The sequence below is a fragment of the Variovorax sp. CAN15 genome, from assembly GCF_030462475.1.
Lineage (GTDB): Bacteria > Pseudomonadota > Gammaproteobacteria > Burkholderiales > Burkholderiaceae_C > Variovorax.
Window position 1 is genome coordinate 1 of record NZ_JASMRZ010000040.1, and the last position, 13,864, is coordinate 13,864.

The 13,864-nt window shown below is 68.6% G+C and carries 12 protein-coding genes; 2 read left to right on the top strand and 10 right to left on the bottom strand.

All coding sequences use genetic code 11. From position 1 onward, the window contains the following. Window positions 1–237: 237 nt before the first annotated feature. The 3 genes from QMO14_RS21335 to tal all read right to left on the bottom strand — a co-directional run bounded on the left by QMO14_RS21335 (window position 238) and on the right by tal (window position 3,207). Window positions 238–576: a DUF805 domain-containing protein gene (locus tag QMO14_RS21335; protein ID WP_301509576.1), complete on the bottom strand. Its 339-nt coding sequence runs from the start codon at window positions 574–576 to the stop codon at window positions 238–240. A gap of 121 nt (window positions 577–697) precedes the next feature. Then, window positions 698–2,251: a glucose-6-phosphate isomerase gene (pgi, locus tag QMO14_RS21340; RefSeq protein WP_301509577.1), complete on the bottom strand. Its 1,554-nt coding sequence runs from the start codon at window positions 2,249–2,251 to the stop codon at window positions 698–700. Window positions 2,252–2,253: 2 nt separating this feature from the next. After that, a complete protein-coding gene (gene tal, locus QMO14_RS21345; protein WP_301509578.1) occupies window positions 2,254–3,207 on the bottom strand; it encodes a transaldolase in 954 nt (317 codons plus the stop codon). A gap of 256 nt (window positions 3,208–3,463) precedes the next feature. Here tal and QMO14_RS21350 point away from each other — a divergent pair, with 256 nt between their 5' ends. Further along, complete coding sequence (locus QMO14_RS21350) at window positions 3,464–4,135, top strand: lipocalin family protein (RefSeq protein WP_301509579.1); 672 nt, start codon at window positions 3,464–3,466, stop codon at window positions 4,133–4,135. Here QMO14_RS21350 and QMO14_RS21355 read toward each other — a convergent pair. Genes QMO14_RS21355 through QMO14_RS21370 form a run of 4 tightly spaced genes read right to left on the bottom strand, consistent with a single transcriptional unit; the run spans window position 4,081 to window position 9,100 of the window. Beyond that, window positions 4,081–4,743: an HAD family phosphatase gene (locus QMO14_RS21355; protein ID WP_301509580.1), complete on the bottom strand. Its 663-nt coding sequence runs from the start codon at window positions 4,741–4,743 to the stop codon at window positions 4,081–4,083. The two genes, QMO14_RS21350 and QMO14_RS21355, sit on opposite strands and share 55 nt — an antisense overlap. Before the next feature lie 12 nt (window positions 4,744–4,755). Beyond that, window positions 4,756–5,808 (bottom strand): ABC transporter ATP-binding protein, encoded by a 1,053-nt coding sequence (locus QMO14_RS21360; RefSeq protein WP_301509582.1) that lies wholly within the window; start codon window positions 5,806–5,808, stop codon window positions 4,756–4,758. Between the two features lie 16 nt (window positions 5,809–5,824). Next, a complete protein-coding gene (locus QMO14_RS21365) occupies window positions 5,825–8,083 on the bottom strand; it encodes an iron ABC transporter permease (protein WP_301509583.1) in 2,259 nt (752 codons plus the stop codon). Then, on the bottom strand, window positions 8,084–9,100 hold the full coding sequence (locus tag QMO14_RS21370) for an ABC transporter substrate-binding protein (RefSeq protein WP_301509584.1): 1,017 nt from the start codon (window positions 9,098–9,100) through the stop codon (window positions 8,084–8,086). It lies immediately after the preceding gene. A 192-nt stretch (window positions 9,101–9,292) separates the two neighbouring features. On the opposite strand from QMO14_RS21370, the gene zwf reads away from it, so the two are divergent. Beyond that, window positions 9,293–10,765 carry a glucose-6-phosphate dehydrogenase gene (gene zwf / locus QMO14_RS21375; RefSeq protein ID WP_301509585.1) on the top strand — a complete coding sequence of 491 codons (1,473 nt, stop codon included), beginning with the start codon at window positions 9,293–9,295 and terminating at the stop codon, window positions 10,763–10,765. A gap of 25 nt (window positions 10,766–10,790) precedes the next feature. On the opposite strand, the gene ygiD is transcribed toward zwf, so the two are convergent. The 3 genes from ygiD to QMO14_RS21390 form a co-directional block, all read right to left on the bottom strand. After that, the gene (ygiD, locus tag QMO14_RS21380) at window positions 10,791–11,693 is read right to left on the bottom strand and encodes a 4,5-DOPA dioxygenase extradiol (RefSeq protein WP_301509586.1); all 903 of its coding nucleotides are present in this window, start codon (window positions 11,691–11,693) and stop codon (window positions 10,791–10,793) included. A gap of 82 nt (window positions 11,694–11,775) precedes the next feature. Beyond that, window positions 11,776–12,795, bottom strand: a complete 1,020-nt coding sequence (locus tag QMO14_RS21385; RefSeq protein ID WP_301509587.1) for an ABC transporter ATP-binding protein — start codon at window positions 12,793–12,795, stop codon at window positions 11,776–11,778. Continuing rightward, window positions 12,792–13,862, bottom strand: coding sequence for an ABC transporter ATP-binding protein (locus QMO14_RS21390; RefSeq protein ID WP_301509588.1), 1,071 nt, complete (start codon window positions 13,860–13,862; stop codon window positions 12,792–12,794). The genes QMO14_RS21385 and QMO14_RS21390 overlap by 4 nt, the downstream gene beginning before the upstream one ends. Window positions 13,863–13,864: the final 2 nt, after the last annotated feature.

Below are 13,864 nucleotides of genomic sequence, written 5' to 3' on the forward strand. Positions count from 1 at the left end.
TGTTCAATCCACTGCGCAGGCAGGCTGCCTCGCACGACTCCCCACTGCTCGGGCGTGGCGTATTGATGGGTCTCGCACAGGTACTCTTGCAGCAGCATCGGCCGTCCGCCGGCCTCGTCCGGGCTCGGCTTTGTTCATACAGCCTGCACTGTACAAACAGCGAAGGCCCCGAAGGGCCTTTGCTTAACTGAGCGGCATTGCGCTTGCGCGGCCCTTTGCATTGAAAACCCGAAAGACTCAGGCAGAGACAACCGGCGCTTCGCCGTAGTTGTTGGGCTGGGGCTGCGACGGCTGAACGTAGAAGTAGATCAGCACGAGGTTGACGATCGGGATGATCATCAGGAGCTGCAGCCAGCCGCTCTTGCCGATGTCATGCAGGCGGCGGGCGCCGACGGCCAGCGCGGGCAGCAGGAAGGCTAGGGCTGCGATGCCGTAGACGTACTGGTGGATGAGGCTGGCGATGATCAGGACGATCACCTCGGCCAGCACGAACCACCAGTATTCGGAACGCGACGCGCGGCCGTTGAAATCGGCGTACTTGCTGAAGCAGGTCTTGACTGCTGTTTGGAAATCCATTGATCGACTCCTCTTTTGTGACTGGTCCCAGGGAAATTTCCCCGGGCCATCATATCGACGCGTCTTTCAACGGCAAATACGGCCGGAAGCCATAGCCTGGCTTAAAACAAAAGACCCCGGATCAGCGTCCGAGCCGCTTCAGCAGCCCTGCGGTCGAGGCATCGAGCCCCGTGACATCGCCCGATGCGAGGCGCGGTTCGATGTCTTTTGCGAGCACCTTGCCGAGTTCCACGCCCCACTGGTCGAAGCTGTTGATGCCCCACAGCGCGCCGCTGGTGAACACACGGTGCTCGTACATCGCGAGGAAGGCGCCCAGCGCCTCGGGCGTGAGCTTCTCGAACACGAAGAAGCTGCTCGGCCGGTTGCCCGGAAAGTTCCTGTGGCCGCCCTCGTCGAGCTTGCCCACCATCAGCGCCTGTGCCTGCGCGAGCGCATTGGCCAGCAGCTTCGGGTGGTGGCCTTCGAGGTCGTGCGAGGCATCGCGCACCGCCACGAACTCGAGCGGCGTCACGTCGGTGCCCTGGTGCAGCATCTGGAAGTAGGCGTGCTGGCCGTTGGTGCCGGGCTCGCCCCACAGCACCGGCGAGGTGCCGAAGGCCAGCGGTTTGCCGCCTGCGTCGACCTGCTTGCCGTTGCTTTCCATCTCAAGCTGCTGAAGGTAGGCCGGCACGCGCTTCAACGCGCTGTGGTACGGCGCGATGCTGCGGCTCGTGAACTTGTGGAAGTTGCGATACCAGACATCGAGCAGCCCGAGACGCACCGGCAGGTTCCGCTCAAGCGGCGCGGTGCGGAAGTGCTCGTCCATCGCATGCGCGCCGGCGAGCAGCCTGCGGAAGCCCTCTGCGCCGATGGCCAGCGCGATCGGCAGGCCGATGGCCGACCACAGCGAATAGCGCCCGCCCACCCAGTCCCAGAAGCCGAAGGTGGTGTCGATGCCGAACTTCTTCGCCGCTTCCACGTTGGTGGTGAGCGCCGCGAAGTGGCCCGCGATGTCGGTGCCGCCCGATTGCTCGTACCAGCGCTTGGCGGAAAGCGCATTGGTCATCGTCTCGGCCGTGGTGAAGGTCTTCGAGGCAATGAGGAACAGCGTGTGCTCGGGCGCCAGGCCTTGCAGCACGCCGGCCAGCTCGTGGCCATCGACGTTCGAGACGAAGTGGAAGCGCTTGCCCGGCGCGGCGAACTCGGCCAGCGCCAGCACCGCCATCTGCGGGCCGAGGTCGGAGCCGCCGATGCCGATGTTGACCACGTCGGTGATCGTGTGGTCGGCGCGCACCTTCTCGGCATAGGCCAGCATCGCGTCGAGCGTGGCGTGCACTTCGCGCAGCTCGTTGGCCGTCTTCGGGCCCGTGGGCGCATCGGCCGGCGCGCGCAGCAGCGTGTGCAGCACGGCGCGGTCCTCGGTGTTGTTGATGTGCTCGCCGGCGAACATGGCGTCGCGGTGCGCTTCGAGGCCGCATTCGCGGGCCAGCTTGAAGAGCAGCTCTTCGGTGCGCGCGTCGATCAGATTCTTCGACAGGTCGGCGAACACATGAGGCGCCTCCTGGCTGAAGCGCTCGAAGCGGCCGGCGTCGTCCACGAAGGCATGGCGCAGGTCGAACTGGCGGCCCGCGGTGTCGAAGCCGGCCTGCAGTTGCGCCCAGGCCGGCGCGCGGTCGCAGCGAAGGGTCATGGCCATCTTTACTTGCCGCTTTCCTGCATGAGCTTTTCGAGCTTCACGGCGTCGGCCGCGAAGGCGCGGATGCCTTCGGCCAGCTTCTCGGTGGCCATGGCGTCTTCATTGAGCGCGAAGCGGAAGCCCGCCTCGTCGTAGCTGACCTTGGCGATGTCGGCGCCGGTGGCCTTGGCGTCGAGCGCATGCTGCAGCGGCTCGTTGCTCGCGGCCAGCTCGGCCAGCAGTTCGGGGCTGATGGTCAGCAGGTCGCAGCCGGCCAGGGCCTTGATCTGGCCCGCGTTGCGGAAGCTCGCGCCCATGACTTCGGTCTTGATGCCGTGCTGCTTGTAGTACGCGTAGATCTGGCGCACCGACTTCACGCCGGGGTCGTTGGCACCGGAGCTTTCGGCTTCGTTCCAGCTGGCGCCGGCCGACTTCTTGTACCAGTCGTAGATGCGGCCCACGAAGGGCGAGATCAGCTGCACGCCCGCCGCGCCGCAGGCCACGGCCTGCGCGAAGGAGAACAGCAGCGTCAGGTTGGTGCGGATGCCTTTCTGCTCGAGCTGGCGCGCGGCCTCGATGCCTTCCCAGGTGGAGGCCACCTTGATGAGCAGGCGCTTCTCGGTGTCGATGCCTTCGGCCTTGTACAGCGCCACGATGCGCTCGCCGCGCGCGATGGTCGCGGCCGTGTCGAAGGACAGGCGGGCGTCGACCTCGGTGGAGACGCGGCCCGGGATGATGGAGAGGATTTCGGTGCCGAAGCGCACCAGCAGGCGGTCGATGACCTCGTCGAGCGGCTTGCCTGCGTGCTTCTTCACGGTCTCGTCGAGCAGAGGCCGGTACTCGGGCTTCTGCACGGCCTTGAGGATCAGCGACGGGTTGGTGGTCGCGTCCTGCGGCTTGGAAATGCTGAGCTGTTTGAAGTCACCGGTGTCGGCGACGACGGTGGTCCACTGGCGGAGTGCATCGAGTTGGTTCATGAAATCATTATCCTGTGCCGGTTGTGACAAGACCTGCACGCAGTTGCGCGCCGGCCGATGTTTTCATGCGCACCGTAGCACGGGTTTCCGCGCGGCTCCATCGGCCTGCCGCCGGTGGGGTTGTCGGACTTCCGCGCCCCCTGCCTCCCCCGCCCCGCGCCCTACATGGCCTGTGGTCCATGGCTGACGGCCACGCGCACCGCCCCTGGCTAGCCTGAGGCTTACGCCGAACGTCTTCATCCTCAGGAGTGCCCCCATGACCCAACGCCCGCGCCCCGGCGCCACCGCCGTCCAGCCTTTCGACGACCGCCGCACCAGCCATGCGATAGGCGCGATGGCGACGGCATTCGTCGTCGGAGGCGTGGCCGCCTGGTTCGCGATGGGCGCGGCACGCAGCGCCACCCGCGCCCGCCTTGCCGGCCCGGCCGATGGCGCCCCGCTGATGCGCGCGCCGCTGCAGGTGGTGGCGCCCGTCGACCTGCAGCGCTATGCCGGCATCTGGCACGAGCAGGCCCGGCTGCCGAACCGCTTCCAGAAGCAATGCGCTGGCCCCGTCAGCGCCGAATACACGCCGCAGCCCGACGGCACCGTGCAGGTGCGCAACCGCTGCCTGCGGGAGGACGGGAATTTCGACGAGGCCGTCGGCACCGCCCGCGTGGTGCCGGTGGCAGGCCAGCCCGGCGCGGGCCGTCTCGAAGTGCGCTTCGCCCCGGCCTGGCTGGGCTGGCTGCCGATGGTCTGGGGCGACTACTGGATCCTGAAGCTGGACCGCGACTACCAGGTGTCGCTGGTCGGCACGCCCGACCGCGAGTACCTGTGGGTGCTCTCTCGCGCCCCGCGCCTGGAAGACGCGGTGCTGCAGGCCGAGCTGGACTATGCCCGCAGCCTGGGGTTCGACACCGGCAAGGTGATGCTGACCGGCAGGTAGCGCTGCAGTTGCGAGGGCAGCATGGCCGGCGAGGTGCAGTGGATGGCCTGCCAGCCGAAGGCGCGCGCCGCCTCCACGTTGGCGGCCGAGTCGTCGATGAACACGGTCTGCGCCGGATTGAGGCCATGGCGCATGGCCAGCACCTCGTAGATCTCGCGCTCGGGCTTGAGAAACTTCACGTCTCCCGAGAACACACCGCCGTCGAAGCGACCCATGAAGGCGTGCCGGCGCTCGATGGCGCGGGCGTAAGGCGCGGGCATGTTCGACAGGTAGTACAGCTTCAGCGGCTGTCCGGCGTCGCGGTGGGCGATCAGCTGTTCGAGCATCTCGACCGTGACGCCGATGGGCTCCAGCCGCTCGCCCAGCCCGTCGAGCATGGCGAAAAGCGGCTCGGGCGGCAGCGCCAGCCGGGCCGACATGCGGGCGACGGAATCGGCCAGCGTGCGGGTGCCGCAGTCGAAGCTGGTCCAGTCGTCGTGATGGAAAAGCGCGCGGCCCATGGCCGCCGCGGCGGCTTCAGTGGGTGCGTGTGGGGCGAGATGGGCCTGTACCAGCCGGGTGGGCTCCCATGCGAACAGCACGGCGCCCAGGTCGAAAACCACGTTCATGGCGCCATTGTTTCATGCGCCGGGCACCACGCTCACGCCATGGGCTCCGAGGGACAGGGTGGCCCGCGCGCCGGCCGCCAGCGGGCTGGACAGGTCGGTCGACACCACGAAGACCGGCCCCAGCGTGGTGTCGAAGCCGTATTCATAGAAGCTGCCGAGGTAGGCCGCCTTGCGCAGCGTGGCCGGCAGGCCGTCTCCAGCATCGGTGGCGCCGATCCGCCATGCCTCCGGCCGCACCGCCACCTTCACCGCGCCGGGTGCCACCGCATGGCGCGGCCGCAGGCGCAGCGGGCCCAGCGCCACGCTGCCGTCAGCCTCGGCCACCGCCGGGAACACCATCGCCTCGCCCATGAAACCGGCGACGAACTCGCTCTCGGGCCGGCCGTAGAGCTGCTCGGGCGTGCCGCGCTGGGCGATCACGCCGTGGTCCATCACGATGATCTGGTCGCTCACCGCCAGCGCCTCGCTCTGGTCGTGCGTGACGTAGGCCACCGTGAGCTTCAGCCGCTGCTGCAGCGCGCGGATTTCCTCGCGCATCTCGCGGCGCAGCCGGGCGTCGAGGTTCGACAGCGGCTCGTCGAAGAGCAACACCGCCGGCTCCAGCACCAGCGCGCGCGCCAGCGCCACGCGCTGCTGCTGGCCGCCCGACAGTTCGCTGGGCAGCCGCTCGTCGAAGCCGACCAGCCCCACGCCGCGCAACGCCTCGCGCGCCCGCGAAGTGGCCTCGTCCTTCTTCACGCCGCTCATGCGCAGGCCGTAGGCCACATTGCCGATCACGTCCATGTGCGGGAACAGCGCGTAGCTCTGGAACATCATGCTCACGTTGCGCTCGGCCGGCCCCAGCGTGGTCACGTCGCGCCCGCCCATGAAGATCGATCCCGAAGTGGGAGATTCGAGCCCCGCGATCATGCGCAGCGTGGTCGTCTTGCCGCAGCCCGAGGGGCCGAGGATGGTGGTGAGCGTGCCCACCGGCACTTCGAAGCTGATGCCCTTGACGGCCAGCGGCGCGTTCTTGTCCGCGCCGTAGCGCTTGGTGACGTTGCGGAATTCGATTCCGTTGCTCATGGATTCTTCTCTCGTTTCAGTGCACGGGCGCGGGCACCACGGGTGTCCCCGCCTTTCGCCGCCCCAGCTTGCGCTCCCCCACCACCCACTGCACCAGCGCGATGGCCAGCGACATCAGGATCATCAGCACCGTGCAATACGCCAGCGCGATGCCGTAGTCGCCATTGCCCACACGGCCGATGATGTAGGTGGTGGCGAGTTCGTTCTCGGCCGTGACCAGGAAGATCACCGCGCTCACCGTCGTCATGGCGCGCACGAAGCTGTAGACCAGCGCAGCCACCAGCGCCGGCTTCAGCAGCGGCAGCACCACCCTGAAGAGCGTCTGCGAGGTGGAGGCGCGCAGCATCAGCGAGGCCTCGTCGAGCGAGCGGTCGAGTTGCTTGAAGGCCGCCGTGCCGGCGCGCACGCCCACCGGCAGGTTCCGGAACATGAAGCACAGCACGATGATCAGCCCCGTGCCCGTGAGCTCGAAGGGCGGCACGTTGAAGGCCAGGATGTAGCTCACGCCCAGCACCGTGCCCGGAATCGCGAAAGCCAGCAGCGCGCCAAACTCGAACAGCCCCTGCCCCTTGAACTCGTTGCGCGCCAGCAGCCAGGCGATGAGCAGGCCCAGCGCGGCGGTGATCGGCGCCGAGATGCCCGCGAGCTTGAGCGTGGTGATCAGCGAGTTCCACGCCGTGCCCGCCCACACCAGCCCGAACTGCCCCCATTCCAGCGCGAAAGCGCTCTTGAAATGGTTCAGCGTGAAGGTGTAGTCGCGGCCCCAGGTCTGCACGAAGCCGCCCGCGAAGGCGAACAGGTAGACCACGGCGGTGAACGCGATCCACGGCAACGCGATGCACAGGATGGTGCGGCGCACGCCTTCGGGCAGCGCCATCGGGATGCCGGCATCGCCCTTGCCGCTGACGGTCGTGTAGTTCTGCTTGCCCAGCAGGCCGCGCTGCAGCGCGAACACGCCGAGCGCGAAGAGCGTGAGCACCCAGGCCAGCGAGGCGGCACGGCCCTGGTCGTACTGCGCGCCGACGATGGCGAAGAAGATGTCGGTCGACAGCACCGAGAACTGCCCGCCCACCACCACCGGATTGCCGAAGTCGGCAATGCTCTCGATGAAGCCCACCAGGAAGGCGTTGGCCAGCCCCGGCTTCAAGAGCGGCAGCGTAATGGTGAAGAAGGCCCGGCGGCGGTCGGCGCGCAGCATCTGCGCGGCCTCCTCCAGGCTGGGCGCGATGCCCTGCACCACGCCGCGCATGATCATGAAGGCGATGGGCGTGAAGGCGAAGAGCTGCGCCACCAGCACGCCCGGCATGCCGTAGAACCAGCGCGTGGGCTCGATGCCGAAGGCACTTTCCAGCACCTGGTTGACGATGCCCGCGCGGCCGAACAGCAGGATCAGCCCCAGCCCCACCACGAAGGGCGGCGTGATGATCGGCAGCAGCGCCAGCACCCGCAGCGCGCCCTGCCCGCACTTGCTGCCGCGCTCGGCCATCAGCGCCATCAGCGTGCCGAGGAAGGTGGTGCCCGCCGCCGTGAGCAGCGCCAGCACCAGCGTGTTCCAGGCCACGCCGCAGCGCACGCCGCCCGCGAGGCAGCCCAGCCCCCAGATGCGCTCGGTGAACACGCGCGCGAAGAAGGCGGCGACCGACCACTGCCCGTCTTCATCGAAGAAGGCGCCCGAGAGCGCCTTGCTCACCGGATAGGCGATGAAAAGCGCCATCAGCACGCCGCAGCCGACCACCGCCGCCGAGACGAACAGGTCGCCCTTGAAGAGCCCCAGCCGCGCGATGCCGAAGGCCGCCAGCAGCACCAGCGCGGTGAGCGCCACGAAGCCGCCCGCGCCGATGCCGAACTGGTTGACCGCCAGCTCGCCGAACTGCGTGTTGAGCGCCGCCACGCTCCAGCCGCGCGCGCCGATGGTGAAGCCCGCAAGGGCGAGCCCCAGCGCGCCGACCAGCCCGCCGGCCAGCAGCCAGCGCCCCTGCGCCCTGCCGGCCGGAAGCCACGCGCCCACGGCGCACAGCAGCAGGCCGGCCAGCCCCACGAAGAGCCAGGCACGGCCCTGCGTGGCCGCCTGCATCAGGCCGTTGGCGCCCTCGCCCTGGCCGAACACCTGTGGAACGGCCTCGTACCAGGTCGAATCCTGGATCGCATACCAGGGCAGCAGCAGGTAGGCCGCAAGCCCCAGCACCACCCACACCCAGACCCAGCGCCGCGAGCGCCGGGCCGCCGCCAGCGACGCCGGGTTGACCGGCGCGCCTTCGATAGCGCGTGCTTCCACTTAGCGCGGCAGCGAGTTGACTTCCTTCTCCCAGCGCGCGATCAGCCGACGGCGCTCGGCGCTGGCGCCGTACTTGGCATAGTCGTAGTTGATGAACTTGATCTTCTTGAAGTCGGGAATGCGCGGGTCGAGCTTGGCGTTCACGTTGCTCGGCAGCTGGAACTGCTTGTTGGCGRCGCCCAGCTCCTGCGCGGCGGGCGTCAGCGCCCACTCGTAGAACTTCTTGGCGGCGTCGAGGTTGCGCGCGCCCTTGACGATGCTCATGGAGCCGATCTCGGCGCCGGTGCCGTCGCTGGGCGTGATGGTCTCGACCGGGAAGCCCTGCATCTTCTCGCCCGGGCCGTCGTGCACGAAGCTGATCGACACGGCCGTCTCGCCGCGCGCCACCGCCTTGATCGGGCCGGTGCCCGAGCGGGTGTACTGGCCGACGTTCCTGTGCAGCGCCTTCAGGTAGTCGAAAGCCTTGTCCTCGCCCATGAGCTGCACCAGCGTGGCGATCATGGTGTAGGCCGTGCCGCTGGAGGCCGGGTTGGCCACCTGGATGTCGCCCTTGTACTCGGGCTTGAGCAGGTCGGCCCAGGTCTTGGGCACGGGCAGCTTCTTCTTGGCCAGCAGCTCGGGGTTGTAGCCGAAGCCCAGCGGGCCGGAGTAGATGCCGACGGTCTTGTAGCCCGACTGTTTGGCCTGCTGCTGCGCCCAGGGGTGCAACTGCGGCAGCGTGGGCGACTTGTATTCGAGGGTGAGCCCCTGTTCGGCCGCCTGCAGGTGCGGGTCGCCGGTGCCGCCGAACCAGACGTCGGTCTTGGGGTTGTCCTTCTCCGCGATCAGCTGGGCCAGGGCCTCGCCCGAGCCCTTGAGCGCCATGTTGATGCGCACGCCGGTGGTGCGGGCATAGACCGTGGAGATCACGCTGCACCATTCGGCCTGCACCGAGCAGATCACGTTGACGGTCTGGGCCGAAGCCGCGGCCGACAGGCCCAGCAGCGCCGCTGCGGCAAGAACCTTGTTCTTTTTCATCTGGTCTCTCTTCCTCCGAGCAATAAAAAAAAGGCCTCGCGGCCGTCAGGCAGCGTAGCTTTAGTACAGGCCGGGCGAATCCGTACAAGTACCATCGTGGCTGGCGCAGTCGCTTTCTCGACCAGGGTGGCGACCAAGGCCGCGACCAGGGCAGCCTGGCCAGGCATTCAGACAAGGAAGGAAAGTTTTCTCATGAGCTTCGATCTCGTTCTGTTCGGCGGTACTGGCGATCTCGCGTGGCGCAAGCTGATGCCCGCGCTGTTCCAGGCATTCCGCCACGGCAGCCTGCCACCCGACGGGCGCATCGTCGGTGTGGCGCGGGACGACCTGTCGGACGACCAGTACCGGGAACTGATCCAGTCGCGCTTCAGTGCCGTCGAAGGCGCCAAGCGGCCCTCGCCCGAGGAATTCAAGAAATTCGCCTCCATGCTGCACTACCTGCGCATGGACCTCTCCAAGCCCGACGACTACGCCCGTCTGGCCGGCCTGCTCAATCAGCGCGACGCCAAGACGGTTGTGATGTACGTGGCCACGGCCCCGGCGCTCTTCACCCAGGTGGTCGAGCAGATCGCGGCGGCGGGCCTGAACGGCCCGCGCACCCGCATCGTGCTGGAGAAGCCGCTGGGCCACGACCTGGCCTCCAACCGCGCCATCAACTCGGCCGTGGGCAAGGTGCTCGAGGAGAAGCAGGTCTTCCGCATCGACCACTACCTCGGCAAGCCCTCGGTGCAGAACCTGTTCGCGATGCGCTTCGGCAATGCGCTGTTCGAGCCCATCTGGCGCCGCGAGCACATCGCCAACATCCAGATCACCATCGCCGAAGACCTTGGCGTGGAAAAGCGCGGCGCCTTCTACGACCAGACCGGCGCGCTGCGCGACATGGTGCAGAACCACGCGCTGCAGCTGCTGTGCGCCGTGGCCATGGAGCCGCCGATCAACGCGCACGCCGACGCCATCCGCGACGAGAAGCTCAAGGTGCTGCGCGCCCTGAAGCCCTGGACGCCCGAGAGCCTGGGCCTGCACGCGGTGCGCGGCCAGTACACGGCCGGCACGGCCTACGGCGAGCGCGTGCCGGGCTACCGCGACGAGCCGGGCGTGAACCCCGACAGCCGCACCGAGACCTTCGTGGCGCTGCGCACCGAGATCGCCAATTGGCGCTGGGCCGGCGTACCCTTCTACATCCGCACCGGCAAGCGGCTGGCCTCGCGCGACGCACGCATCGAGGTCAACTTCAGGCCGACGCCGCACGCCATCTACCGCGCGCCGGCCGGCAACGTCAACAAGCTGGTGATCAACCTCCAGCCCAAGGACGGGCTGGAGCTGCACATGCTCGCGCAGGCCCAGGACAACCGCCAGCGCAGCAACGGCAACCAGAGCGCGGCCGCGCAACTCGCGCCCGTGCAGCTCGACCTGGACTTCGACAAGCGCTTCGGCGCAGAGCGCGTGGGCGCCTACGAGCGCCTGCTGCTCGACGTGATCGACGGCCGCCTCAACCTGTTCGTGCGCAGCGACGAGCAGGAAGAGGCATGGCGCTGGGTCGAGCCGCTGATCGACAACTGGGAATCGGACGGCGGCCCGCGCCCCTACGCGGCCGGCACCTGGGGGCCGAGCGCATCGAGCGCAATGATCGCGCGCGACGGTTTCTCGTGGGGCGAGGAGCAGTAAGCCCCCGCCCTTTTCTCCGGCCCGCTCAGCCGAACTGCAGGCAACGCATGCTGAGCGTGCCCGACTGGAACCCCTCGTAGACGGTCTTCGCGCGCTCGCCGCTGCCCGCCGCGCCCAGCGCGTAGAGGAAGGGGTAGTAGTGATCGGGCATCGCCACGGCGGTGGCCGCGCCCTCCAGCTTCGCGTAATCGACCAGCGCCCGGTCGTCACGGCCCGCCAGCGCCGACTTCACGGCATCGTCGAAGGACTGCGCCCATGGCCGGCTGGCGCTCGGGCCGTCCGGCGTTCCACGGTCGGTGGCGCGCAGGTTGTGCACCACGTTGCCGCTGCCCATCACCAGCACGCCCTTGTCGCGCAGCGCGGCCAGGTCGCGTCCCACCGCATAGTGGAATGCGGCCGACTTGTCGTAGTCGATGCTGAGCTGGAACACCGGGATGTCGGCCTTGGGATAGAGGTGCTTCAGCACCGTCCACGTGCCGTGGTCGAGGCCCCACTGGTCGGTGGCGATCACCGGCGTCTGCTTCACCGCGTCGACGGCCTCGCGGGCCAGCGCCGGATGGCCCGGCGCGGGGTACTCGACGTCGAACAGCGCCTGCGGAAAGCCGCCGAAGTCGTGGATCGTCTTCGGCCGCTCCTGCACGCCGACGCCGGTGGCGCCCCGGCTGAGCCAGTGCGCCGACACGCTGAGGATCGCCGACGGCCGCGGCAGCTCCCTGCCCCACGCCGCCAGCCGGCGCGTGAAGGGGTTGTCGGCGATGGCGTTCATCGGTGAGCCGTGGCCGATGAAGATCACCGGCATGCGCCGCGCGGGCGAACCCGCGGCCTGCACGCTGCAGGCCAGCGAAGCCAGCACGGCGGTTGCGCCGAGCGCGGTGCCCATCAGGAAGCCGCGGCGGCCGAGGTCGGAGGTAGCGAGGGTCGTGGTCATGGGCATCACCCGACTCTGCAGCGGATCGCGGCGCAAGGCCGTGCCTTTACGCACACTTTTCCGCAAGCCGAAGAAACGGCCGCTAGATGCGCCCCTCTTCCACCGCATGGCAAGCCACCTGCACGCCCCCGATGCTCGACAGCTTCGGCCGCTCCGACGAGCAGCGCGCGTTCGCATGCGGGCAGCGCGGATGAAAGGCGCAGCCCGCGGGCGGGTTCAGCGGGTTCGGCACCTCGCCTTGCACCGGGGTGCGGGCGCGGCCGGTCTGCTTCATCTGCGGGATGGCGTCCAGCAGCATGCGCGTGTACGGATGGCGCGGCGTCGAGAACAGGTCCCGCTTGTCCGCCACCTCGACCAGCCGGCCCAGGTACATCACGCCGACCTGGTCGGCCACGTGGCGCACCACGGCGAGGTTGTGCGAGATGAAGAGGTAGGTCAGGCCCTGCTCGCGCTGCAGGTCCTTCATGATGTTGAGCACCTGTGCCTGCACGCTCACGTCGAGCGCGGAGGTGGGCTCGTCGCACACCAGGAACTCGGGTTGCGTGGCGAGTGCGCGCGCGATGGAAATGCGCTGGCGCTGGCCGCCCGAGAACTGGTGCGGGTACTTGCTCATGTCCAGCGGCGAGAGGCCGACCGACTTCAGCAGCTCGCCCACGCGCGCGCGCAGCGCGGCCTTGTCGCTCAGGATGTCGTGCTCGCGCAGCGGCTCGCCGATGATGTCTTCCACGATCCAGCGCGGGTTGAGGCTCGCGTAGGGGTCCTGGAAGATCATCTGGATGCGGCGGCGCAGCTTGCGGCCTTCGGCGGTCTTGAAGGCGGCGTGCGCGTCCTGCCCGTCGAACTTCAGGCCGCCGCGCGTGGGCGCGTAGAGCCCCACCAGCAGGCGCGCCACGGTGCTCTTGCCACAGCCCGACTCGCCCACCAGTGCCAGCGTCTTGCCGCGCTCGATGGAGAAGCTCACGCCGTCCACCGCATGCAGCAGGACGCGCGGCTTGCGTTCGAGCACGCGGTTGAGCCAGGGCGCAGAGACGTCGAAGGTGCGCGCGAGGTCGTGGGCGACGACGAGCGGTTCGCCCGCCACGGTGCTTGCTGCGGCGCTCATCGCGTCACCTCCACGATGGTCTCCGCCGCCTCGGGCGTGGCGCGCTCGCCGGCCGCCATCGCGTCGTGGTGCTTCGCGGCGATCTCGGCCTGACCCGCATGCGGATCGGCCGCGTCGTGCAGCCAGCAAGCGGCGCGCGTGGCGCCGGCGTGCATGAGCTCGGGCCGTTCGACCAGGCAGCGCGCGAAGGTGCGCGGGCAGCGCGGGTTGTAGGCGCAGCCGGTGGGAATGGCATTGAGCCGCGGCATCGCGCCGTCGATCTGGTTGAGGCGCTCGCGATCGCTGGTCATGTCGGGAATCGAGGCCATCAGGCCCGAGGTGTAGGGGTGCGCGGGCTGGTGGATGACTTCGTGCACCGGGCCGATCTCGGCGATGCGGCCCGCATACATCACGGCCACGCGGTCGCAGGTCTCGGCGATCACGCCCATGTCGTGCGTGATCAGCATCACCGCCGCGCCACGTTCCTTGCAGACCTGCTTGAGCAGCTGGATGATCTGCGCCTGGATCGACACGTCGAGCGCCGTGGTCGGCTCGTCGGCCACGATGAGCTTGGGCTCGGCCGCGAGCGCGAGCGCGATCACCACGCGCTGGCGCATGCCGCCGGAGAACTGGTGTGGGAAGTGGTCGATGCGCTGCTCGGCGGCCGGGATGCCGGTGTCCTGCAGCAGGCCGATGGCGCGCTTGCGTGCCTCGGACTCGGTCACCGGCAGGTGCGCGCGGATGGTTTCCACCAGCTGGCGGCCCACGGTGTAGAGCGGGTTCAGCGAGGTCAGCGGGTCCTGGAAGATCGCGCCGATCTTGCGGCCGCGAATGGGGCGCATCGCATCGAAGCCGAGGTTGTCGATGCGCTGGCCCTCCAGCAGTATCTCGCCGCCGGCCACGCGGCCCGGCGGCTCGAGCAGGCCGATGATGGCCGCGCCGGTGAGCGACTTGCCGGCGCCCGATTCGCCCACCACGCCGAGGATTTCACCGGGCGCGATGTCGAATGAAATGCGGTCCAGCGCGCGCAGCGTGCCGCGGCGATGGGGAAATTCGACGACGAGGTCTTTGACTTGCAACAGGCTCATGG